Below are 20,231 nucleotides of genomic sequence, written 5' to 3'. Positions count from 1 at the left end.
CGCTTCAGCGGGGCCCCGGTTGCCGCCACGCCGTCACCAGCGCGTCGCCGCTGGTGACGGCATGCCCCAGCGCCCCCCGGCCGTTCGGCTGGTCCGACACATCGGTCAGGGTGAAGGTCGCCGCGATGACCAGCATGGCGACGCCCGCCGCCAGGGCGGTCACCAGGGCGGCATCGGCCAGTGGATGGCGCGCCAGAGCCTCAGCACAGCGCGGGCATCGCCCTCCGCTTCCGTCCAGCCGCACGCCGCAGCTTTCGCAAGCAGGGGCGTCAGTCGATGGCATCGGCGGCAACGTCCAGCGGGGCCGCCACAACATTACCGGCCACCGGCACCACCTTGACCACGGCGCTGGCGGTCCGCACCGGCAGGGCGATCAGGCCGCTGCAACCGCTGAGGCCGGCGGCCAGGGTCAGCATCAGCAGGGCGAAGGGGAGCTTATGCGGGCGGCGGATCGTCATGTCGGGATTCCGGGGTGGCTGTTGGCGGGGGCGTCGAAGGGACGCGGGATCGGGGCGGGGCCCCGTTCTTGCCGCCAAGCATACCAGGAGTGTTTCCAAAATACAAACCATCCAGTCGGTTTGCATGGACGTCTTATTCCAGGGGCGCGGGATCACGCCATACGCCGCAGCCGGGACAAGGCCCGTCCCGTGATGAACCGGCGCTTCAGAACCATCCGCGCCCTGTTCCCCGATCCGGTGGAGCGGCTATCTGGGCCCGGTGGCGCAAGGCCCTGAAACGCGAAAGGCGCCCGGGAGGGCGCCTTCGATCTGCCGTGTCATGATTCCATGTCTTGGAAGAGACTGGAGCGGGCGAAGGGATTCGAACCCTCGACCCCAACCTTGGCAAGGTTGTGCTCTACCCCTGAGCTACGCCCGCGTACCACAGTCTCTGACCTTCACAGGGGATGTCCCCCGTAAAAGCGAAAGGCCGAACCTGCCGGCCCGGCCTTTTCTTTCGCTTGATCTTCCCGGAGGAAGACTGGAGCGGGCGAAGGGATTCGAACCCTCGACCCCAACCTTGGCAAGGTTGTGCTCTACCCCTGAGCTACGCCCGCGCTCCATCCCGTCGTTCGACGCTGACCTTGCGATCAGTGCCCCCCGGCGGTGAGCGCGGATAATATGCAGGTGCGGATCGAATGCAAGCGCTTTTTTCAGGGAAAAATCGGGTGGCTTTTTTCCCCGTGCCGGGACGGCTATAAGGTACCGGTCACCCGCGGTGGCCGGTGACGCCAGGGGTTCATCCCCCTTGCGGCGGCGGCCCCCCGGGATCATTTCAGGGACCTATGCGCGGGGCCCATGCCGCGCCCCAGGGGTGGGGCGGCGGTCCCGCGGCTGAGAAGGGATGGAGAACCCATGCAGTTTCCGACCAGTGCCGCCCCCGGCGGCAACGCCCCGGTGGACAAGTCCAGCCTGATCAAGGACAGCAGCGACCGCACCTTCATGGCCGATGTCGTCGAGGCCTCGCGCGAGGTGCCGGTGCTGGTGGACTTCTGGGCGCCGTGGTGCGGCCCCTGCAAGACCCTGGGTCCCATCATCGAGAAGGCCGTGCTGGCCGCCAAGGGGGCGGTGAAGCTGGTCAAGATCGACACCGACCAGAACCCGGCCATCGCCGGCCAGCTGCGCATCCAGTCCATCCCCGCCGTCTACGCCTTCTTCCAGGGCCGCCCGGTGGATGGCTTCACCGGCGCCCTGCCGGAAAGCCAGGTGAAGCAGTTCATCGACCGCCTAGTGCAGATAGCGGGGGGCGTGCCCGGCGCCGCCGACATCGCCGCCGTGCTGGAGGAGGCCGGCCAGCTGCTGGAGTCGGGCGATGCCCAGACCGCCGCCGCCCTGTACAACGAGGTCCTGGGCGAGGAGCCGGAGAACGCCATCGCCTACGCCGGCCTGATCCGCTGCCTGCTGGCGGCCGACCAGGCCGACACGGCGCAGGAGATGCTGGACCAGGCGCCGGCGGCCCTGGCCAAGGCGCCGGAGATCGTGGCGCTCCGCACCCAGATGGAGCTGGCCCGCCAGGCGGCGGACATGGGCCCGCTGGGTGACCTGGAACGGGCGGTTGCGGCCGACCCCGACAACCACCAGGCGCGCTATGACCTTGCCCTGGCGCTTTACGCCGGCGGGCAGCAGGAGGCGGCGGTGGACCATCTGCTGGACATCGTGAAGCGTGACCGCGAGTGGAACGAGCAGGCGGCCCGCAAGCAGTTGGTGAAGTTTTTCGAGGCGCTGGGCTTTAAGCATCCGCTGGCCATCGCGGGTCGGCGTAAGCTCTCCTCCATCCTGTTCTCCTGACGCCGCTGGTGTGATGCCCCCCTTCGCCCCCACGTTCGACCAGTTGCCGGCCAGCATCCCCATCTTCCCCTTGACGGGGGTGCTGCTTCTGCCCAGGGCCCGGTTGCCGCTCAACATCTTCGAGCCGCGCTACCTGGCCATGGTGCAGGACAGTCTGGGCAGCGACCGGCTCATCGGCATGATCCAGCCCATGGAACCGGGCGCGGAGGGGGACGGCGGCGTTGAGCCACCGCTGGCCGGCATCGGCTGCTGCGGCCGGCTGACGGCCTTCGCCGAAACCGACGACGGCCGGTACCTGATCACGCTGACCGGCCTCTGCCGCTTCCGCATCCAGCAGGAGGTGTCGACCATGCGCGGCTATCGCCGCGTCGTGGCCGACTGGTCGCCCTTCGCCGGCGACTATGCGGTGCCGGCCAACGGCGGCTTCGATCGTGTCGGCCTGCTGGCGGGGTTGCGGCCCTACTTCACCCGTCGCGACCTGACGGTCAATTGGCAGGCGCTGGAATCGGCGCCCGACGAACAGCTGATCTCGTCCCTGGCCATGCTGTGCCCCTTCACGCCGGCGGAGAAGCAGGCCCTACTGGAGGCGCCGGATTTCGCCGCCCGCGCGTCGATGCTGCTGGCATTGGTGCAGATGGCGGTGCATGAATCGGTGGACGGCGACACCGCGCGCCATTGATGTCGATTTCAAGGACCCTTTCCCATGTCCGATACCGCCAAGGTCGATCCCAAGCTGTTGGAGATCCTGGTCTGTCCCCTGACCAAGGGGCCGCTCAGCTATGACGCCCAGCGCCAGGAACTGATCAGCCCGCAGGCGCGCCTGGCCTATCCCATCCGCGACGGCATCCCCATCATGCTGGTGGATGAAGCCCGCCCGCTGGATGATTGAGGGACGGGCCATGACCCAGGAGACGTTCGCCACCGACGCCCACGGCACCCGGCACTGGCCCACGGAAGTGCGCCTGAAGCGGGCCGAGGGCGTGCTGGTCATCAGCTTCGACGATGGCGCCCGCGCCACCCTGCCGGCGGAATATCTGCGGGTGGAAAGCCCGTCGGCCGAGGTGCAGGGCCACAGCCCCGACCAGAAGCAGACCGTCCCGGGCAAGCGCGCCGTGGCCATCACCGCGCTGGAGCCGGTGGGCAACTACGGCGTCCGCCTGATCTTCGACGACGGCCACGACACCGGCATCTTCTCCTGGAAGTATTTGTACGAGCTGGGCCTGGACTATGACGAGCGCTGGGCCCGCTATCTCGCCGAGCTGGAGGCCAAGGGCCTCAACCGCGACACCGCCCCCCACCGGCATGGCCCCAGTTGTGGCTCGGGCGGCGGCGGATGTGGGTGATCACGTGGTCCACGGATTGATCACTTTCACAGCGCCAGCCTCGTAAGGCGACGTATCCCGGGACGCCACGATGAACCCGCGTGAAGCGGCAATGGCAGCGATATATCCATCAGGGGTGGGGAAACCACGACCGCGGTTTCGTGCCCCTATGGCCAAGATGGCATGATGACGAGCGGCGGCCGTGTCGAAGGGCAGCACCCGCCCCTCGAACAGCGCCAACAGCCCATCCAAGGTTTGGGTCATCGCGGCCTTGCGTCGGCCCTCGGGCAGCGCCGCGATGCCGAACCACAGCTCCGCGAGTGTCACACTGCTGAGGTAAAGCGTTTCGGCGGCTTGGTTATTCAGCCAGGCGCGGACGGTTGGATTCGGGTCCGGCTTCATCGCCTCTGAGACGACGTTGGTATCCAGGACTATCATTCAAACGTCATCGGCTCGGCTGGCGTTCTATCCCGCACTTCGTCGAAGATGGCGAAATCATCATTGCTAAGCCCTGCTTCCCGGCTGAGCTCCGCGAGCGCGTCCCCCAACAGAAGGCGTTTTTGCGGCTTAACGGCACGCTCGAGGATATCGCGTATTTCCGCCTCGGCGCTGCGACCATGTTGCGCCGCGCGCACCCGCAGAGCGCGGTGAACCTCATCCGGCACGTTTCTCACTGTGATGGACGCCATGACAGCACCTCAATGGCAATGCTTGAGATGTTTGCATAATCCCAAAACGCAAGCAGTTGCGCAATGCGGTGTTCGGCACGCGGCTCAAAGGCTGGGCGTTCCCGGTATCAACCCGCTCGCCAATATCCCGTCGATCACGAACTGGCAGGCCAGGGCTGACAGCAGAATGCCCAGCACCCGGTTCAGCACCGTGATGCCGGTGACGCCCAGGATGCGGCCGACCTGGGCCGCGAACAGCAGCACCAGCAGGGTCAGGGCCAGGATGCCCGCCAGCACGCCCAGGACCACGGCCTGCCGGGCCGGGTCGCCATGGGCGCGGCCCATGAACAGCACGATGGTGGTCATGGTGCCAGGGCCGCTGATCAGCGGGATGGCCAGGGGGAAGACGGAGATATCGGCGCGGTGGCGCGCCTCTTCCCGCTCATTCGCCGTCGCCGTGCGCACGCCGCTTTCGCGGGCGAAGACCATGTCGATGGCCACCAGCATCAGCAGCACGCCGCCGGCGATGCGGAAGGCGGCGAAGCCGATGCCCAGCGCCCGCAGCAGCAGGTCGCCGGCGAAGGCGAAGAAAAACAGGATCAAGGCCGCGATCAGCACGCCCTTGACCGCCATGCGGCGCCGATAGCGCTGGTCCATGCCGGCGGTCAGGCCGACGAACATGGGGCCCAGTCCCACCGGGTCGATGGTGACGAACAGGGCGACGGCGGTGGTGAGGATGAGGTCCGGCACGGGGGAGGGCCCAAAAAAGAGGTAGGCCTTGAGGGCGGAAAGCGGCCGCCCCGGCAGACCCTTCAGGGTCTAGCGCGTTGGGGCGCCTGCTGCAAGCGGCGGCGCGCGGGGGGCAGGGGTGACGAACTTGAAGAGTCGTTCAAGTTGACTTCACCCCCAGCGGGGCCGTAAGCAATGCTGCGGTGCGTCCATGCCCGGGAGAGGGGCCGGCACCACATTCCAAAACATTCTAGGGGGCCGTCCGGAAGAACGATGAGCAAGAAGGTCTACCCCGACGCCGTAACCGCCCTGGCCGGGCTGTTGCGCAACGATATCACCGTCATGGCCGGCGGCTTCGGCCTGTGCGGCATCCCGGAAAACCTGATCGAAGCGATCCGCCTCTCGGGTGTGACCGGGCTGACGGTCGTCTCCAACAACGCCGGCGTGGATGGCTTCGGCCTGGGCGTGCTGTTGGAAACCAGGCAGATCAAGAAGATGGTCAGCAGCTACGTGGGTGAGAACAAGCTGTTCGCCCAGCAGTACCTGTCCGGCGCGCTTGAGCTGGAATTCAACCCGCAGGGCACGCTGGCCGAGCGCATCCGCGCCGGGGGCGCCGGCATCCCCGCCTTCTTCACCAAGACGGGCGTGGGCACGCTGGTGGCCGAGGGCAAGGAACTGCGCGAGTTCGACGGCGAGACCTATGTGATGGAGCGCGGCATCGTCGCCGACCTGTCCATCGTCAAGGCCTGGAAGGGCGACACGGAAGGCAACCTCGTCTATCGCAAGACGGCGCGGAACTTCAATCCGATGATGGCCACCGCCGGCAAGGTGACCGTGGCCGAGGTCGAGGAATTGGTGGAACCCGGCAGTATCGACCCGGACCACATCCACACCCCCGGCATCTTCGTCCAGCGCATCATCCAGGGTGCGACCTACGAGAAGCGCATCGAGCAGCGCACCATCCGCAAGCGCGCCTGAAGGAGATAGCCAATGGCTTGGACCCGTGAGGACATCGCCGCCCGCGCCGCGAAGGAGCTGCGCGACGGTTTCTACGTCAACCTGGGCATCGGCATCCCGACGCTGGTGGCCAACTACATCCCTGACGGCGTGCACGTCACGCTGCAGAGCGAGAACGGCATGCTGGGCATGGGCCCCTTCCCCTTCGAGGGGGAGGAGGATGCCGACCTGATCAACGCTGGTAAGCAGACCATCACTGAACTGCCTTACAGCAGCTTCTTCAGCTCGGCCGACAGCTTCGCCATGATCCGGGGCGGCCATATCGACCTGTCGGTGCTGGGCGCCATGCAGGTCGCGGCCAACGGCGATCTGGCCAACTGGATGATCCCGGGCAAGATGGTCAAGGGCATGGGCGGCGCCATGGACCTGGTGGCCGGCGTGAAGAAGGTCGTGGTGGTCATGGAACACTGCGCGGTCGACAAGCAGACCGGCGCGCTGGAGCCCAAGATCCTGAAGGCCTGCACCCTGCCGCTGACCGGCACCCGGGTGGTGGACTTGATCATCACCGATCTTGGCGTCTTCGCCGTGGACAAACACGGCGACGGCGGCCTGACCCTCACCGAAGTCGCCCCCGGCGTGACGGTGGCGGAGGTCACGTCCAAGACCGAGGCTGAATTCAAGGTGGGCTTCTGAGCGGGTTTCCGCTTGGGGGCCGTTGACCGTGACCGGTCCACGGCTATCGCGAGCGCTTGAAAAAAGCGGCGGGTCGTCCCTGATGGGGCGGCCCGTTCGCCTTTTGGGGGTCAACTACCGGCGCGGCCGGTGGTGGTGACCCGCAGGTGGGTCAGCGTGCCGTCGGCCCGCATGGCGGCGATGGCGGCGTTCAACGCCGCCATGGACAGGGGGGAGTGGACGGCGTTGGCGCAGCGTTCCTCATGCTCGCCCATCGGCTGGGGCAGGACGGCCAGGCTGTCGGCCCATGTCCTGTCCGTCGCCTGGCGGTAGTCGACCTCCAGGTCCGTGGTCAGGATGGCGTCCACCCGGCGGTTGCGCAGCTTCAGGAAATTGCTTTCAGCCGAGGGCGCGTCCTCCCGCTGCCAGGTGCCGTCGATGAAGGCCGCCTCGATCTCCGGCGGATAACGGAAGCCCAGGATGGCCCCCACGCGCCGGCCGGCCAAATCGCTCAGGCCGCGCAGGTGGCCGGTATCGGCCCGGCGGATGGCCATCACGCTGTGGCTGATGAGGATCGGGATGGAAAAGCGGGGGACGGCCAGCCGGGGCAGCCAGTCGGGGCTATAGCCGCAAGCCAGGTCGATCAGGCCATCGGCCAGATCGCTTTCCAGGCGGTTGCGGGGGACCAGGCGATACAGCGGCTTGAAGCCGCCGCGCCGGGCGATCTCATCGCCGATGGCCTTGATCAGCCCGCCCGAAACCTCCCCGTCGCGTATCAGCACCAGCGGTGGCTGTTCCGTTTCCAGAATGCCGAAAACCAGGGTGTTGCCGCTGCCCGGGGGCGCCTCGGCCCTGGCTTGGCCACCGAAGGCGAAGGGTGCCGCCACCCCCGCCAGGATCGCGAGCAGGCGCAAAACCGCGCGGAAGATGGGTCGCGGCACGGGCGCTGGGTATCCTTACTTCCGGGAAGACCGGTGGGCCGGTGACCCCTCCATCTAAGGCCCTGTCGCGGCTCCGTTCAAGGGGGGACAGCCGCCCTGAGGGGCGACGGGGTCAGGACCGGGCGCGCCAGCCGGGCGACTCCGCGTCCAGCAGCCGTTCCAGCTGCTGCACCCGCTGTTCCAGCCGGTCGGCCCGCGCCAGCAGGTCGCCGGCGGCGGTGTCCGACAGGCCCTGGGCCTGCAACTCGCGCCAGCGGGTCATGTGGCGCAGCACCAGGGCGGTGATGGGGATCAGCAGGGCGACGATGGGAATGAGAAGGGGGGACATGGGGCTTCGTCCTGTCAGCGCCCGGCCAGTTCGCCGAGCTTGCGGTTGAGGTCGAATTCGGGGCTGGTGACGTGCCGTTCCATCTGGCCCACCCGGTATTCCAACTCATCGAAGCAGCGGAAGCGCTGGTTCTGTTGGGCCCGGCGCGACTGGGTCATGATCTCGATATCCTGCCAGCGCCGCAGCGCATGCAGCACCAGGGCGACGATGGGGATCATCAGCGCGACAAGGGGAACAAGTAACGGCGACATGGCAAGGCCACCTGCTGGGTCAAGGGAGGGATCGCGGACAAGCCGGGAACAGGGACGGGAATCCCGAAAGACGCCCCGTTCTCCTCCGCGCAATCTTAAGATTATTTTGTGCCTGGCGACAGGGCCCAAGGCAACCATCGGGTGGTCGCCGGGGTTGGCCCCCGAAAATCAGGGCTCAGCTGTTGGGCCCGCCCCCGGGGAAGGGGCCAAGGTCCGCCCGCTTCCCGATGATCCGGTGGAGACTTACTTTTCCAGATCCTTGAACTGCCGCCGCAGATCGAACTCCCGCGAAGCGACGGCGGTTTCCATGGCGCCGATCTCGCGATCCAGGTCACGGAACTTGGCGCGCAGTCCGGCCAGGGTCTGGTCGGGCCGGGTGGTGACCGACCGCCAGAACACCTCTTCCTCGCGGCTCTCGTACAGCCCCTGGGGCTGCGGCTTCAGCACGATGGCCAGGACGATGTAGGCGATGATCGTGGCCGGGAAGAAGAACAGCAGGCCCAGGACCATGCCCAGCCGCACCAGCCAGGCGTCGACGCTGAAATAGTCGGCGACGCCGGCGCAGACACCGGCCACCTTGCCGGCGCGGGGGTTGCGGAACAGGCGGTGGGGGTTGGGGCTGCGGAACGCCGCCCCGCCATGACCGCCGCCGGAACCGGCGGAAGGATTTGTCCAACGGCTGTTGCCGCCAGACCAACCCTGTCCCCCCCCCGGGGGGCGCCGCCCCGGGAAGGGCGGCGGATTAGAGCCTCTACCAGTCATTGCCGTGCCCTCCAGCCCGGGGCCTCCGCATCCAGGATCTTTTCAAGCTGCTGGATGCGGCTGTCCATTTCGGTGGCGCTGTGCCACAGGTCCGAAAGCATGCGCTCATCATCGACCGAAAGGGTCTTGGCGACCCGCCATTTGGTCACGTAGTGGGCGATGATCCACACCGGCGCCACGATGACCATGAAGATAATGGGTACGGCGACAAGTGCGTCCAGGTCCATGGACAGATTACCCCTGATTCTTGGTCGCGAGCTTGGCCTTCAGGGCCTGCAGCTCGGATTCGACCTTGTCATTGTTTTCCAGCTCGGCGATCTCGTCCGCCAGGCTGCGCTTGCGGCCCATGTCGAGGACCTCGGCTTTGCCTTCCAGGACGTCCAGGTTGCGCTCGATCTGTTCGAAACGCGAGAACGCATCGGTGATGCGGTCGTCGTGCAACTGGGTCTTAACCTTCAGACGCGCGGTGGCGGTCTTCTGGCGGGCGACGATGGCGCGTTCCCGCGTCTTGGCGTCCTGCAGCTTGGCCTGCAGCTGGCCGATATCGTCGTTGGTTTTCGCCAGCACCTCGTCCAGGCGGCCGAGATCGATGGTCAGGCCATCGGCGGCTTCGGTGATCTTGGCGCGGGCCATCAGCGCGCCCTTGGCCAGGTCCTCGCGGTCCTTGGACAGGGCCAACTCGGCCTTGCGCTGCCATTCCTCGGCTTCACGGCGAAGCTCAACCAGGCGGCGCTCGATCTCCTTCTTTTCCGCCACGGTCTTCACCGCGGCGGAGCGAACCTCGACCAGCGTGTCTTCCATCTCCTGGATGACAAGGCGGATGATCTTCTCCGGCTCCTCGGCGCGATCCAGGATGGCGTTCAGGTTGGAATTGATGATGTCGCTGAGGCGCGAAAAGATGCCCATGAGTCAGGTCTCCTTCAGGCAAGGGCGATGAAAAGGTTGCTCAACACGGTGGCGACCGCAAGGATGATCCAAGCTTCGGGCGGCACGGCGCGGAAATCCTCCGCCAACATGGCCAGATGGTTCTGGGCCCGGCTGGAGAAGAAGCCGGCGTCGCCGGACTTGTCATGGATCGTGTGGTCGGTCATCGCTGCATTCCCCTTCGATGAGTGCCTTGCATTCGATCGTGTGTCCCTACTTTAGCAAGGGGTGTGCCAGTCTTCCGAGAAGCCGATAACGCATTGATATTAAAAGAAACAGGGGCGTGCCCCCAAGGGCGGCGGCAGGCCTTTGTATCTGAATTGACGATTATGTGGCGAATTTCGCCAACTGATGCCATCATCCGCGAAACAGCCCCGTTTTTTTGAGGCGAGCGAATCACCGATGGCGTCCTCATCTTCCCCGCCGTCCCTGGTCGGCCAGGCCGCGTCCTTCCTGCAACTGATGGAGCATGTGTCGCGGGCGGCCCCGCTGAACCGCCCCACCCTGGTCATCGGCGAGCGTGGCACGGGCAAGGAGCTGGTGGCCGCGCGCCTGCATTATCTGTCCGCGCGCTGGGACAAGCCCTTCATCAAGCTGAATTGCGCGGCCTTGTCGGAAACCCTGCTGGAGACGGAACTGTTCGGGCATGAGCAGGGCGCCTTCACCGGTGCCGCCAAGCGCCATGTCGGCCGCTTCGAGCTGGCCGACGGCGGCACCCTGTTCCTGGATGAGATCGCCACCAGTTCGGCCTCCGTCCAGGAGAAGATCCTGCGCGTGGTCGAGTATGGGGAGTTCGAGCGCGTGGGCGGCACCCAGACGGTGTCGGTGGATGTGCGGGTGGTGGGCGCCACCAACGCCGACTTGCCCCGCATGGCCGCGGCCGGAAAGTTCCGGGCCGACCTGCTGGACCGCTTGTCCTTCGACGTGGTGACCATTCCGCCCCTGCGGTCGCGCAGCGACGACATCCCCATGCTGGTCGACCATTTCGGCATCGCCATGGCGCGTGAGCTGGGGCGGCCCTTCTTCCCCGGCTTCGCGCCCAAGGCCATGGCCCAGCTGCTGGCCTATTCCTGGCCGGGCAACATCCGCGAATTGAAGAATGTGGTCGAACGGGCGGTGTATCGCGCCCAAGGGGCGGAGCGCCCCATCGATGAGGTGGTGTTCGACCCCTTCGATTCCCCCTTCCGGCCAACCCCCATGCCCGGCGACCGCCGCGCTGTCGCCGAGCCCGCGCTTGCCGGGGATGACGGAGCGGCGGTGGAGGCGCCCGCCGTTGCGGCCCCTCCGGTGGGTTCGGTGCCGGGCGCGTCCGGGGGGCCCTGCAACTTCCTGGAACAGGTGGCGGATTTCGAGAAGGCGCTGCTGCGCGCGGCGCTGGAGCGCAACCAGTTCCATCAGAAGCGCGCCGCCGCCGATCTGGGCCTGAACTATCACCAGTTCCGGGGTTATTTGCGCAAATACGACCTGCTGGACCGCCGCACGGCGGTGGGGTGAGCCAGAACCTTCTTTCTGCATGCGGCCAAACGACGCCCTTAAAACGCCCTTTTTGCCAACTAACGCTGCGTTGGGGCCCTGGGGCGCCCGGGCGGTGGCCATGGGACAAAAGGGGTCAGGGTTGACCAGCCGGCGCTTTCCGCGAGTCGCCCCATGCCATAGATAAGGCCTGTCACCGTCTATCCCGGATTATCCCGGCGTCTTGAGATCAAGGACGCCCCAGTCGAGCCGCCCGCCTTGAGCCCTGACGACACCGACACCTCCTTGCGCGCTTTCCGCCCCGTGGCCAGCCAGCCGGCGCCCCGTCGCAAGCCGGCGCCCCCCGCCAAGCCGGCGGCGGCGGCCAAGGCGTCGCCGCGCCCGCGCCAGGACGAGGGGGATCAAGGTGGCGGTGGTCAGCCGCCCCGCCGCCCACCGCCCGCCCGCCGCCCATCGCCGAATGGCCGGCGCCGCGCCGGGGGCCCCCGTATGCCCTGGTGGGCGCGGGCGTTGGTGGTGCTGGCCATCTGGGGGGTGATGGTCTTCGCCGGCGGGGTGGCCTACTTCGCCTACGACCTGCCGGAAATCAGCCAGGTGGCCCAGTTCCAGCGCCGCCCGGCCGTCACCGTGCTGGCCGAGGACGGCAGCAAGCTGGCCCGCTTCGGCGACATGCGCGGCGAGACGCTGGAGGTGTCTGAGATCTCGCCCGACCTGGTCCACGCCGTCCTGGCGGTCGAGGATCGGCGCTTCTACAGTCATTTCGGTGTCGATCCGATCGGCATCGCCCGGGCGATCTGGATCGATTATCGCACCGGCCACATGCGCCAGGGGGCTTCCACCATCACCCAGCAGTTGGCGCGCAACCTGTTCCTGTCGCCGGCCAAGACCATGCGGCGCAAGGTGCAGGAGGCCATGCTGGCCCTGATGCTGGAGCATCGCTACACCAAGGACCAGATCCTGGGCGCCTACCTGAACCGGGTCTATTTGGGCTCTGGTACTTACGGCGTGGACGCGGCGGCCCGCACCTACTTCGAAAAGTCGGCGACCGAGGTGAACCTGCGCGAGGCGGCGATCCTGGCCGGCTTGCTGAAGGCGCCCTCCAAATACTCGCCCAGCGCCAACAACGAACGCACCGAACAGCGCATGGCGGTGGTGCTGGCCACCATGGTGGATGCCGGCTACATCACCGTGGATCAGGCCAAGGCGGTGGTGAACCAGCCGGCCCAGGTCCGCCGCAACCCCTCGGTGGAAGGCGATGGCCGCTATTTCGCCGCCTGGGTGGCCGACCAGGTCAACGCCTTCATCGGTCCCAACCACGGCGACCTGGTGGTGCACACCACCTATGACGCCAAGATGCAGCGGGCGGCCACGGCGCATGTGGCGGAGATCCTGAACGGCCCCGGCGTGGCCGCCAACGTGCACCAGGCGGCCGTGGTCATCATGGCGCCGGATGGCGCGGTGAAGGCCATGGTGGGCGGCCGCGACTACGACGAAAGCCAGTTCAACCGCGCGACCCAGGCCCTGCGCCAGCCCGGCTCGTCGTTCAAGCCCTTCGTCTACCTGGCGGCGCTGGAAGCCGGCCGCACGCCCGACGACCTGATCCTCGACGCGCCCTACAAGCGCGGCAAGTGGGAGCCGAAGAACTTCGAGCCCGGCTACATGGGGGAGATCCCGTTGCGCACGGCGCTGGCCCATTCGGTGAACACCGCCACCATCCGCCTGCTGGAAACCGTGGGCATTGACCGCGCCATCGCCGTGGCTCGGCGCCTGGGGATCACCGCGCCCTTGCGCCGCGACCTGTCGCTGGCGCTGGGCACAAGCGAGGTGACGCCGCTGGAGCTGACCGGCGCCTACACCGCCATCGCCAATGGCGGCCGCGCCGTCTTCCCCTATGGCATCACCGAGATCCGCGACGCCGACGACAGCGTGCTGTACCAGCGCAAGGGCAGTGGTGCGGGCTACGCCATCTCCGCCGCCGAGGACGCCAACCTGGTGCGCATGATGATGGGCGTGGTGCAGGTCGGCACCGGCCGCTCCGCCCAGTTGCCCGATCGCCCCATCGCCGGCAAGACCGGCACCACCCAGGACTATCGCGACGCCTGGTTCATGGGCTTCACCGCCGACTATGTCACCGGCGTGTGGCTGGGCAACGACGATGGCGATGAGATGAAGCGCATCACCGGCGGCACCCTGCCGGCCAAGCTGTGGAAGGCCATCATGACCGACCTGGAGCAAGGCCTGCCGCCCCGCGACCTCATCCCGCTGCAGCCCGCCGTGGTACAGGACCAGGCCCCCGACGGCCCGGCTGTGCCGCCCATGGCCACGGTGGAAACCGTGCCGCTGGACGGCGCCCCCGCCGCCGGTGACCCCAGCGGCCAGGCCAAGCCCGAGGCGGCGCAGAAGGCCGAGGACCAGGACGACGACAAGGACGTCCCCGAACAGGCACCGTCCAACAAGCCCGACCCCATTGGGGATTTGCTGAGCAAGCTGAAGAAGGAGCAGTGATGCCAGCGGCATGAGATTTTAGCTCATGCCGGCCTATGTCTCACTCCACCGGCTGATACAGGATGACATCCTCGAATGCCGCCAGTGCCGGTTCCACCTCCGTGGCGATGGGGTTGTGGTGGGCCAGCACACGGGCGGCGAAGCGGTTGGCGATCAGCAGCTTGCGGCCATCGCCCAGCTTCAGGTCGGCCACCGCCTCCTCGCACAGCAGGGCGGTGGCCAGGGTGTCGGACAGCAGGTCCAGCAGGCGCCGTCCGTGGCGGGGCGCCTGGTCCGGGTTGCGGCGCAGGTGGGCCAGGGCGGCACGGCATTCCTCCAGCGCCCCTTCCAGGATAGCGGCGGTGTCGCCCGCCTGCGGCGGCAGGTCCGAGAGGGCCGCACCCACCCTGCCTAGGAAGATCTGGTCGCCCGGCCGCTTGCCCGCCACCAGGCGCAGCAGTTCCAGCGCCTGGATGTTGGCCGGCCCCTCCCACACCGCCGTCACCAGGCAATCGCGATAGAGCCGCGCGGTGGGGAATTCCTCGGTGTAGCCGTTGCCGCCCACCATCTCCACGGCCGTGCGGCAGGCCTTCACCGCCTGGTCGGCGGTGCGGTACTTGGCCAGCGCCGTCACCAGGCGCAGCCAGTCGCCGCCCTGCTCCGGGTCGCTGTCGCCGGTGGCCAGCGCGTCGAAGGCGAACACCGACTCGAAGGACAGCGCCACCGCCGCCTCCAGTTCCATCTGCATGTCCAGCAACTGGTCCTGCACCATGGGGTACCGGATCACCGTCTGGCCGAAGGCTGGGCGGTGCACCGACCAGCCCAGCGATTCGACGAAGGCGCGGCGCAGCAGGCCGGCGGAGGCCACGGCGTTATGGATGCGGCTGTATTCCAGGGCGGCCATCATGACCTTCAGCCCCTCGCCCGGGCCGGCCACCTCGAACGCCGTGGCGCCCAACAGGTCCAGCTCCGCCGTCGCCAGGCCACGGGTGCCCACCTTCTCCTTCAGGCGGCGGACGGTGTGGGCGTTGAGCCGCCCGTCCTCCAGGTGGCTGGGCACCAGATAGCAGCCCAGGCCCTTTCCCCCTAAAGGCGCGCCCTCGGGGCGGGCGGTCGCCAGGGCCAGGCCGGATCCCGCGTTGCTGGTGAACCATTTCAGGCCGTGCAGGGCCCAGGCCTCGTCCGTCTTCACCGCCCGCGTGGTGCTGGCGCCCACGTCCGATCCGCCGTGCAGTTCCGTCGCCCAGGTGCCGCCGGACAGGGCCTTGCCGTCCATGCGGATGAGATCGGGCAGGAAGCGGTCGCGCACCGCGTCCGGCGCGATGGTGTTCAGCACATGGGCCACCGCGCCCGTCATGGTGACGGGGCAATGGATGGACACGTCCGCCTGGCTCAGCAGATAGCCCAGGGTGAAGCAGGCGAGGTGCCGGCCGGACGATCCCTTCTGATAGGGCAGCCCCACCGCCCCCCGGGCATAGGCCTCGGCATGGCAGGCGAGATAGCGCGGGTTGAAGACGATGGCGCCGCCCTGGTGGCCGTTCGGGCCATAGGGCTGGGGCGTGTGCCGGGGTGGGGCGTGGCGGTCGGTGTATTCCGCCTGCTCGTCCAGCGGGCCGCCGGCCCAGGCGCCGAAATCGGCCAGCCGCTCCTCGTTGCGCCGCAACTCCTCGGGCGCGCGGCGCTCCAGCAGGCGCTGCAGGTTGATATCGTCGATATACAGGTTGGTGCCCCGGGCGGTGCGGGGAACCTCATCGGGTTCGATCATGGCGCGCGTGTCTCCCTCATTTGGCGGCAGTGTGCGCCGGGGACCGTATGGGCTCAACCCGGCCCGTTCGCCACCGCGATAAGGGCCGCGATCAGGCGGTCGGCCTCGATGGTCAGGTGATGGCGATGGCGCGCTGGCCCCGTCCAGACCAGGGTCAGCGCCGTGCCGCCGCCGGGCGCACCTTCCAAGGAGAGGCGGCGTTCGCCCCGCGCCGGCAGCCGCATACGATGAATCAGGCGGCCGGGGGCCGTGCCGGCCGCCACGGAGAAGGCCTCCCGTCGCTGAACCCGGAAAAATCCCTGGGTACGTACGGGCCCAGCCAAGCGCCAGACTTCCTGGCCGCCGCCTACCCGTTCGGCGGTGACGAAACCCCGCCAATCCGGGTGGGACCCGTAGTCGGCCAACAGTCGCCATATGCGATCCTGGTCGGGCGCCAGGACGGCGGCCCGGGTGATGGTGCAGGGGGGACTTCGGGTCAGCGACGACAGCAGGCCCAATGTCAGCCGCCGCCGGCCAGGCCGGGGAACAGGGCGCGCAGGCCGGTGGCGATGGTTTCCACCGCGACCGAGGCCAGCAGCAGGCCGAACAGGCGGCTCATGATGTTCAGGCCGATCTGGCCCAGGCGGTTGCCGATGGGACCGGCCAGGCGCAAGGAGCCCCACAACAGCAGACAGACGAAGACGATGCAGCCGATGATCAGGCCGCCATGCATGGGACCATGGCCCTTCTGCATCTGGATGATGACAGTGGTGATGGCGCCGGGGCCGGCCAGCAGCGGCAACCCTAAGGGCACCACGCCGATGGCACTGCGCCCCTCCGCCTCGCTGGCCTCGCCTTCCGTCTGCTTCATGGCCGAGACGTTGGCGTTCAGCATGGACAGCGCGATCAGCAGCAGCACCAGGCCGCCGCCCACGCGGAAGCTGTCCAGGCTGGTTCCCAGCAGGCGCAGGACCAGGTCGCCCACCAGGGCCGAGACGATCAGCACCGAGGCCACGGTCAGCACCGCCTGCTGGGCGATGAGGTTACGTTCCCGCTCGCTGCGACCCTCGGTCAACCCTAAGAAGATGGGAATGGCGGCGAAGGGCGTCAGGATGGCGAACAGCGCGATGACGAATTTGCTGTATTCCTGCCATGACGCCACGAACGATGAAAAATCCAAGGCCACCCCCGCTTCCCATCCCGCGCCCAATCGCGGGTGGGGCAGAGTACCGTTGGTGACACCGCCCCTTCAACGCTCAAGCGAAACCCGTTTCAGCGGAAAAAAGCGGCCACGATGGCCAACGCCGTATCCACCGCACCCGCGTCCACGTCCAGGTGGGTGACCCAGCGCTGGGTGCCGTAGGTGCTGGTGACGGCGACGCCGTTTTCCTTCAGGTGGGCGTTGAAGGCCTCCGCCACCTCGGCGGCCACGGCCACGAACAGGATGTTGGTGTCGGGCGGGGTGACCGTCAGGGCGGGGAAGGCTGACAGGCCATCCGCCAGGCGGCGGGCGTTGGCATGGTCGTCCGCCAGCCGCGCCACATTGTGCTCCAACGCGTACAGGCCGGCGGCGGCCAGGATGCCCACCTGGCGCAAGCCGCCGCCCAGCATCTTGCGGATGCGCCGGGCGCGCTGGATCAGGTCTGCCTCGCCCACCAGCACGCTACCCACCGGGGCGCCCAGACCCTTGGACAGGCAGACGGACACGGTGTCGAAACCGGCGGCCACCTCCGCCGCCGGTACGCCCAGGGCCGTGGCGGCGTTGAACACGCGGGCACCGTCCAGATGGGTGGCCAGGCCATGGGCCCGAACCAGGGCGACGGCGTCCTTCATGTAGGCCAGGGGCAGGGCCCGGCCGCCCAGGGTGTTTTCCAGCGCCAGCAGACGGGTGCGGGCGAAATGCGGGTCGTCCGGCTTGATGGCCGCCTGGATGTCGGCCAGGGCCAGGGTGCCGTCCGCCTGGTGGGCGATGGGCTGGGGCTGGATGCTGCCCAGCACGGCGGCGCCCCCGGCCTCCCAGCGGTAGCAGTGGGCCATCTGGCCGACGATGTACTCATCCCCCCGGCCGCAATGGGCCATCAGCGCCGCCAGGTTGGACTGGGTGCCGGAGGGCAGGTACAGGCCCGCCGCCTTGCCCAGCATCCCGGCCGTCCGCTCCTCCAGCCGCTTCACCGTCGGATCGTCGCCGAACACGTCATCGCCCACCTCGGCATTCGCCATGGCCTGGCGCATGGCGGGCGAGGGGCGAGTGACGGTGTCGCTGCGGAAGTCGTAGCGGATCATGGAAAGGTCCTTTCAGGCGAAGTCAGCCAACGGCGCGGCGATTTTTACCATAAAAGGATAGAAGCTGGACCTGGGAGGCGGCGCGATCAGAATAGGCGTTGCAAGAGCAGGTCCATGCGCTGATGCAGAATGCGCAATATCTCGGTCAAGCCAGCGTGGTGCCGATAGACGATCAGATGTTTTTCGACCGCCAAAATGCGACAGCCTTCGGCCAAGTCGTCCCGCTTCCGGCTGCCGGGCATTGAGGGGGTGCCGCCCAATTTGCGAAAGGCGTGGGTCAGTTGGCCGGTATAGGTCAGAGCCTGGGCCTCGCCCCATTGTTTGGCTGTATATGCCGCGATGCACTCCAGGTCGGCTTCCGCCAATTCGGTGAGGCGGAAGGACATGGATCAACCGTGTTGGGATTGGCGGGCTCGAGCAATGCCGCGGGCAATGATCTCTTCCACGGTGCGGGTAGAGAAAAGGCCGGCGTCCGCCTGGCGAACACCTTCCTGCACGGCGGCGCGCAACGCCTCCATTTCCAGCTGCTCCAACCGGGCGGCCAAGGCGGCGTCCAGGACGGTATCAAGGTCCTGGCCGGTGAGCGCCTGCAATTGGGCCAACCGTTCGGCGGTGCTGTCCTGAATGTCGATGCGCTGGGTCATGGCCCCAAGTATATGCGGGCGGGAATGGGGTTTGTCCATTCCCGCCCGCGCGGCCGTCCTACTTGATGCCGTCGCCCAGCGCCTGGTCGATCAGGGCCCTGGTCTCGGCCACGCCGTAGAGGGCGATGAAGCTGCCCATGCGGGGGCCGGTGCTCTGGCCCAGCAGCACCTCATAGAGGGCCAGGAACCAGGCGCGCAGCTCGGGGAAGGCATGGCGCTTGCCGATCTCATAGACCTCGTTCTGCAGGGCCTCGGCGTTGGTCAGGTCTTCGGCCGGCCACTTCTCCAGCGATGCCCGCAGTTCTTCCAGGGCCGCGCGCTCCATATCGGTCGGGGCGCGATAGACCTTGGTGGGCTTCACCCGGTCCTGGTAGTAGGCGACGGCGTAGGCCACCAGCCGGTTCAGGAAGGGGCTGTTGGCGGGGGTCGCGGCCGGGGCGTAGCGGCTGATGAAGCCCCACATCACGTCCGCGTTCTCCGCGTTGGCGGCACCGGCCAGGTTCAGCAGGATGCCGAAGGACAGGTTGGTCTTCAACTGGTCCGCCGCGGTCGCCCACGCCGGCACCTGGCCGTTGTGGATGTGCCAGGCCGGGTTCTCCAGCGCCTTGGCCGGTTCCTCAACCTTCAGCTTGTCGACGAAGGTCAGGTAGTCGTCGACCGCGCGCGGGATGACGTCGAAGAACAGCTTCTTGGCGGCGCGCGGCTTCTGGAACATGTAGAGGGCCAGGCTTTCCGGCGGGGCGTAGCGCAGCCACTCCTCCATCGTCAGGCCGTTGCCCTTGGACTTGCTGATCTTCTGGCCCTTGTCGTCCAGGAACAGCTCGTAATTGAAGCCTTCCGGCGGCGTGCCGCCCAGGATGCGGCAGATCTTCCCCGCCAGCTCGACGGAGGGGATCAGGTCCTTGCCCGCCATCTCATAATCGACACCCAGGGCGAACCAGCGCATGCCCCAGTCGGGCTTCCACTGCAGCTTCACGGCACCGCCGGTGACGGGCGTCTCAACCTTGCGGCCATCCTCGTCCTGGAACACCACGGTGCCGGCGTCCGGGTTGATCTCCAGCATCGGCACCTGCAGCACCCGGCCGCTGCTGGGGCTGACGGGCAGGAAGGGGCTGTAAGTCGCCCGGCGTTCCTCGCCCAGGGTGGGCAGCATCACGCCCATGATCTCATCATAGTGGCGCAGAACGGCCAGCAGGGCGGGGTCGAAGCGGCCGGAGGTGTACCAGTCGGTGCTGCTCTGGAATTCGTACTCGAAGCCATAGCTGTCGAGGAAAGCCTGCAGTCGGGCGTTGTTGTGGTGGCCGAAGCTTTCATGGGTGCCGAAGGGGTCCGGCACCTTGGTCAGCGGCTTGCCCAGATGCTGGGCCACCATCTCGCGGTTGGGGATGTTGTCCGGCACCTTGCGCAGGCCGTCCATGTCGTCGGAAAAGGCGAACAGGCGGGTGGGCACGCCGGGGGCCAGGCGCTGGAAGGCCTGGCGCACCATGGTGGTGCGGGCGACCTCGCCAAAGGTGCCGATGTGCGGCAGGCCCGACGGGCCGTAGCCGGTTTCGAACAGGACGTAGCCTTTGGGCGGGGCCTTGTCGCCGTAGCGCGCGACCAGTTTGCGCGCCTCCTCAAACGGCCAAGCCTTCGCCTCGCGTGCCAGTTCCTGTTCCGTCGCCATCGCGGTCACTCACGTTCAAATCGAATGGATATGGATGTCCGATCCCGCCATTTCGCGAGTCGGGCCCGGCACCCTAGGCGCTGCCAGGGGTGGGGTCA

Annotated in this window: 27 protein-coding genes and 2 tRNA genes; 8 read left to right on the top strand and 21 right to left on the bottom strand. The window is 67.5% G+C overall.

The window, feature by feature from the left end; genetic code table 11:
* Positions 1 to 4: 4 nt before the first annotated feature.
* The 4 genes from FHS74_RS15725 to FHS74_RS15710 form a co-directional block, all read right to left on the bottom strand.
* Complete coding sequence (locus FHS74_RS15725; RefSeq protein ID WP_184802188.1) at positions 5 to 283, bottom strand: hypothetical protein; 279 nt, start codon at positions 281 to 283, stop codon at positions 5 to 7.
* Positions 270 to 458 carry a DUF6726 family protein gene (locus tag FHS74_RS15720; protein ID WP_184802186.1) on the bottom strand — a complete coding sequence of 63 codons (189 nt, stop codon included), beginning with the start codon at positions 456 to 458 and terminating at the stop codon, positions 270 to 272. Before FHS74_RS15720 ends, FHS74_RS15725 begins: the two co-directional genes overlap by 14 nt.
* Positions 459 to 801: 343 nt before the next feature.
* Positions 802 to 876 (bottom strand) — tRNA-Gly (locus FHS74_RS15715).
* A gap of 103 nt (positions 877 to 979) precedes the next feature.
* A tRNA-Gly gene (locus FHS74_RS15710) sits at positions 980 to 1,054 on the bottom strand.
* Between the two features lie 298 nt (positions 1,055 to 1,352).
* Here FHS74_RS15710 and FHS74_RS15705 point away from each other — a divergent pair.
* From FHS74_RS15705 to FHS74_RS15690, 4 genes are read left to right on the top strand one after another with little or no spacing between them, the layout of a single operon-like run.
* A complete protein-coding gene (locus tag FHS74_RS15705; RefSeq protein WP_184802184.1) occupies positions 1,353 to 2,285 on the top strand; it encodes a thioredoxin family protein in 933 nt (310 codons plus the stop codon).
* 13 nt (positions 2,286 to 2,298) lie between these two features.
* Positions 2,299 to 2,964, top strand: coding sequence for an LON peptidase substrate-binding domain-containing protein (locus tag FHS74_RS15700; protein WP_184802182.1), 666 nt, complete (start codon positions 2,299 to 2,301; stop codon positions 2,962 to 2,964).
* A 24-nt stretch (positions 2,965 to 2,988) separates the two neighbouring features.
* On the top strand, positions 2,989 to 3,174 hold the full coding sequence (locus FHS74_RS15695) for a Trm112 family protein (protein ID WP_184802180.1): 186 nt from the start codon (positions 2,989 to 2,991) through the stop codon (positions 3,172 to 3,174).
* A 10-nt stretch (positions 3,175 to 3,184) separates the two neighbouring features.
* A complete protein-coding gene (locus tag FHS74_RS15690; RefSeq protein ID WP_184802178.1) occupies positions 3,185 to 3,628 on the top strand; it encodes a gamma-butyrobetaine hydroxylase family protein in 444 nt (147 codons plus the stop codon).
* On the opposite strand, the gene FHS74_RS15685 is transcribed toward FHS74_RS15690, so the two are convergent.
* The 3 genes from FHS74_RS15685 to FHS74_RS15675 all read right to left on the bottom strand — a co-directional run bounded on the left by FHS74_RS15685 (position 3,629) and on the right by FHS74_RS15675 (position 5,025).
* On the bottom strand, positions 3,629 to 4,045 hold the full coding sequence (locus FHS74_RS15685) for a type II toxin-antitoxin system VapC family toxin (protein WP_184802176.1): 417 nt from the start codon (positions 4,043 to 4,045) through the stop codon (positions 3,629 to 3,631).
* Complete coding sequence (locus tag FHS74_RS15680; protein WP_184802174.1) at positions 4,042 to 4,296, bottom strand: FitA-like ribbon-helix-helix domain-containing protein; 255 nt, start codon at positions 4,294 to 4,296, stop codon at positions 4,042 to 4,044. The genes FHS74_RS15685 and FHS74_RS15680 overlap by 4 nt, the downstream gene beginning before the upstream one ends.
* Positions 4,297 to 4,380: 84 nt before the next feature.
* Positions 4,381 to 5,025, bottom strand: coding sequence for a MarC family protein (locus tag FHS74_RS15675; RefSeq protein ID WP_184802172.1), 645 nt, complete (start codon positions 5,023 to 5,025; stop codon positions 4,381 to 4,383).
* 252 nt (positions 5,026 to 5,277) lie between these two features.
* Between FHS74_RS15675 and FHS74_RS15670 the strand changes: the two genes are divergently transcribed.
* Together FHS74_RS15670 and FHS74_RS15665 are read left to right on the top strand one after the other, a co-directional pair.
* Positions 5,278 to 5,982, top strand: a complete 705-nt coding sequence (locus tag FHS74_RS15670) for a CoA transferase subunit A (protein ID WP_184802170.1) — start codon at positions 5,278 to 5,280, stop codon at positions 5,980 to 5,982.
* A 12-nt stretch (positions 5,983 to 5,994) separates the two neighbouring features.
* The gene (locus tag FHS74_RS15665; RefSeq protein ID WP_184802168.1) at positions 5,995 to 6,654 is read left to right on the top strand and encodes a 3-oxoacid CoA-transferase subunit B; all 660 of its coding nucleotides are present in this window, start codon (positions 5,995 to 5,997) and stop codon (positions 6,652 to 6,654) included.
* A 110-nt stretch (positions 6,655 to 6,764) separates the two neighbouring features.
* On the opposite strand, the gene FHS74_RS15660 is transcribed toward FHS74_RS15665, so the two are convergent.
* The 7 genes from FHS74_RS15660 to FHS74_RS15630 all read right to left on the bottom strand — a co-directional run bounded on the left by FHS74_RS15660 (position 6,765) and on the right by FHS74_RS15630 (position 10,006).
* Entirely contained in the window at positions 6,765 to 7,574 is an 810-nt protein-coding gene (locus FHS74_RS15660; protein WP_184802166.1) for a transporter substrate-binding domain-containing protein, read from the bottom strand.
* Positions 7,575 to 7,686: 112 nt separating this feature from the next.
* Positions 7,687 to 7,902, bottom strand: coding sequence for an envelope stress response membrane protein PspB (gene pspB, locus FHS74_RS15655; RefSeq protein WP_184802164.1), 216 nt, complete (start codon positions 7,900 to 7,902; stop codon positions 7,687 to 7,689).
* Between the two features lie 14 nt (positions 7,903 to 7,916).
* Complete coding sequence (locus tag FHS74_RS15650) at positions 7,917 to 8,153, bottom strand: hypothetical protein (RefSeq protein ID WP_184802162.1); 237 nt, start codon at positions 8,151 to 8,153, stop codon at positions 7,917 to 7,919.
* Positions 8,154 to 8,396: 243 nt separating this feature from the next.
* A complete protein-coding gene (gene pspC / locus FHS74_RS15645) occupies positions 8,397 to 8,915 on the bottom strand; it encodes an envelope stress response membrane protein PspC (RefSeq protein WP_184802160.1) in 519 nt (172 codons plus the stop codon).
* Complete coding sequence (gene pspB, locus FHS74_RS15640) at positions 8,912 to 9,142, bottom strand: envelope stress response membrane protein PspB (RefSeq protein ID WP_040845458.1); 231 nt, start codon at positions 9,140 to 9,142, stop codon at positions 8,912 to 8,914. Before pspB (FHS74_RS15640) ends, pspC begins: the two co-directional genes overlap by 4 nt.
* Before the next feature lie 7 nt (positions 9,143 to 9,149).
* Complete coding sequence (gene pspA / locus FHS74_RS15635; RefSeq protein ID WP_184802158.1) at positions 9,150 to 9,821, bottom strand: phage shock protein PspA; 672 nt, start codon at positions 9,819 to 9,821, stop codon at positions 9,150 to 9,152.
* Positions 9,822 to 9,835: 14 nt separating this feature from the next.
* On the bottom strand, positions 9,836 to 10,006 hold the full coding sequence (locus tag FHS74_RS15630; protein ID WP_184802156.1) for a hypothetical protein: 171 nt from the start codon (positions 10,004 to 10,006) through the stop codon (positions 9,836 to 9,838).
* Positions 10,007 to 10,241: 235 nt separating this feature from the next.
* Here FHS74_RS15630 and pspF point away from each other — a divergent pair, with 235 nt between their 5' ends.
* Positions 10,242 to 11,333, top strand: coding sequence for a phage shock protein operon transcriptional activator (gene pspF, locus FHS74_RS15625; RefSeq protein WP_184802154.1), 1,092 nt, complete (start codon positions 10,242 to 10,244; stop codon positions 11,331 to 11,333).
* Between the two features lie 237 nt (positions 11,334 to 11,570).
* Positions 11,571 to 13,817 carry a transglycosylase domain-containing protein gene (locus FHS74_RS15620; RefSeq protein ID WP_246463160.1) on the top strand — a complete coding sequence of 749 codons (2,247 nt, stop codon included), beginning with the start codon at positions 11,571 to 11,573 and terminating at the stop codon, positions 13,815 to 13,817.
* Positions 13,818 to 13,857: 40 nt separating this feature from the next.
* Here the strand turns inward: FHS74_RS15620 and FHS74_RS30980 are convergent, their stop codons facing one another.
* From FHS74_RS30980 to FHS74_RS15585, 7 genes are all read right to left on the bottom strand, one after another.
* Entirely contained in the window at positions 13,858 to 15,561 is a 1,704-nt protein-coding gene (locus FHS74_RS30980; protein WP_184802153.1) for an acyl-CoA dehydrogenase family protein, read from the bottom strand.
* Between the two features lie 53 nt (positions 15,562 to 15,614).
* Positions 15,615 to 16,058: an SRPBCC family protein gene (locus tag FHS74_RS15610; protein WP_184802151.1), complete on the bottom strand. Its 444-nt coding sequence runs from the start codon at positions 16,056 to 16,058 to the stop codon at positions 15,615 to 15,617.
* Between the two features lie 2 nt (positions 16,059 to 16,060).
* Complete coding sequence (locus FHS74_RS15605) at positions 16,061 to 16,702, bottom strand: MarC family protein (RefSeq protein WP_184802149.1); 642 nt, start codon at positions 16,700 to 16,702, stop codon at positions 16,061 to 16,063.
* A 110-nt stretch (positions 16,703 to 16,812) separates the two neighbouring features.
* Positions 16,813 to 17,823 carry a low-specificity L-threonine aldolase gene (gene ltaE / locus FHS74_RS15600; RefSeq protein ID WP_184802147.1) on the bottom strand — a complete coding sequence of 337 codons (1,011 nt, stop codon included), beginning with the start codon at positions 17,821 to 17,823 and terminating at the stop codon, positions 16,813 to 16,815.
* Positions 17,824 to 17,909: 86 nt separating this feature from the next.
* The gene (locus FHS74_RS15595) at positions 17,910 to 18,209 is read right to left on the bottom strand and encodes a type II toxin-antitoxin system RelE/ParE family toxin (protein WP_184802144.1); all 300 of its coding nucleotides are present in this window, start codon (positions 18,207 to 18,209) and stop codon (positions 17,910 to 17,912) included.
* A gap of 3 nt (positions 18,210 to 18,212) precedes the next feature.
* A complete protein-coding gene (locus tag FHS74_RS15590; protein WP_184802142.1) occupies positions 18,213 to 18,467 on the bottom strand; it encodes a hypothetical protein in 255 nt (84 codons plus the stop codon).
* A 58-nt stretch (positions 18,468 to 18,525) separates the two neighbouring features.
* Complete coding sequence (locus FHS74_RS15585; protein WP_184802140.1) at positions 18,526 to 20,133, bottom strand: lysine--tRNA ligase; 1,608 nt, start codon at positions 20,131 to 20,133, stop codon at positions 18,526 to 18,528.
* Positions 20,134 to 20,231: the final 98 nt, after the last annotated feature.

It is taken from the genome of Nitrospirillum iridis (assembly GCF_014205765.1).
Lineage (GTDB): Bacteria > Pseudomonadota > Alphaproteobacteria > Azospirillales > Azospirillaceae > Nitrospirillum > Nitrospirillum iridis.
The sequence above is the reverse complement of the archived record's forward strand: the minus strand, read 5'-3'. Positions and strand labels throughout refer to the sequence as shown.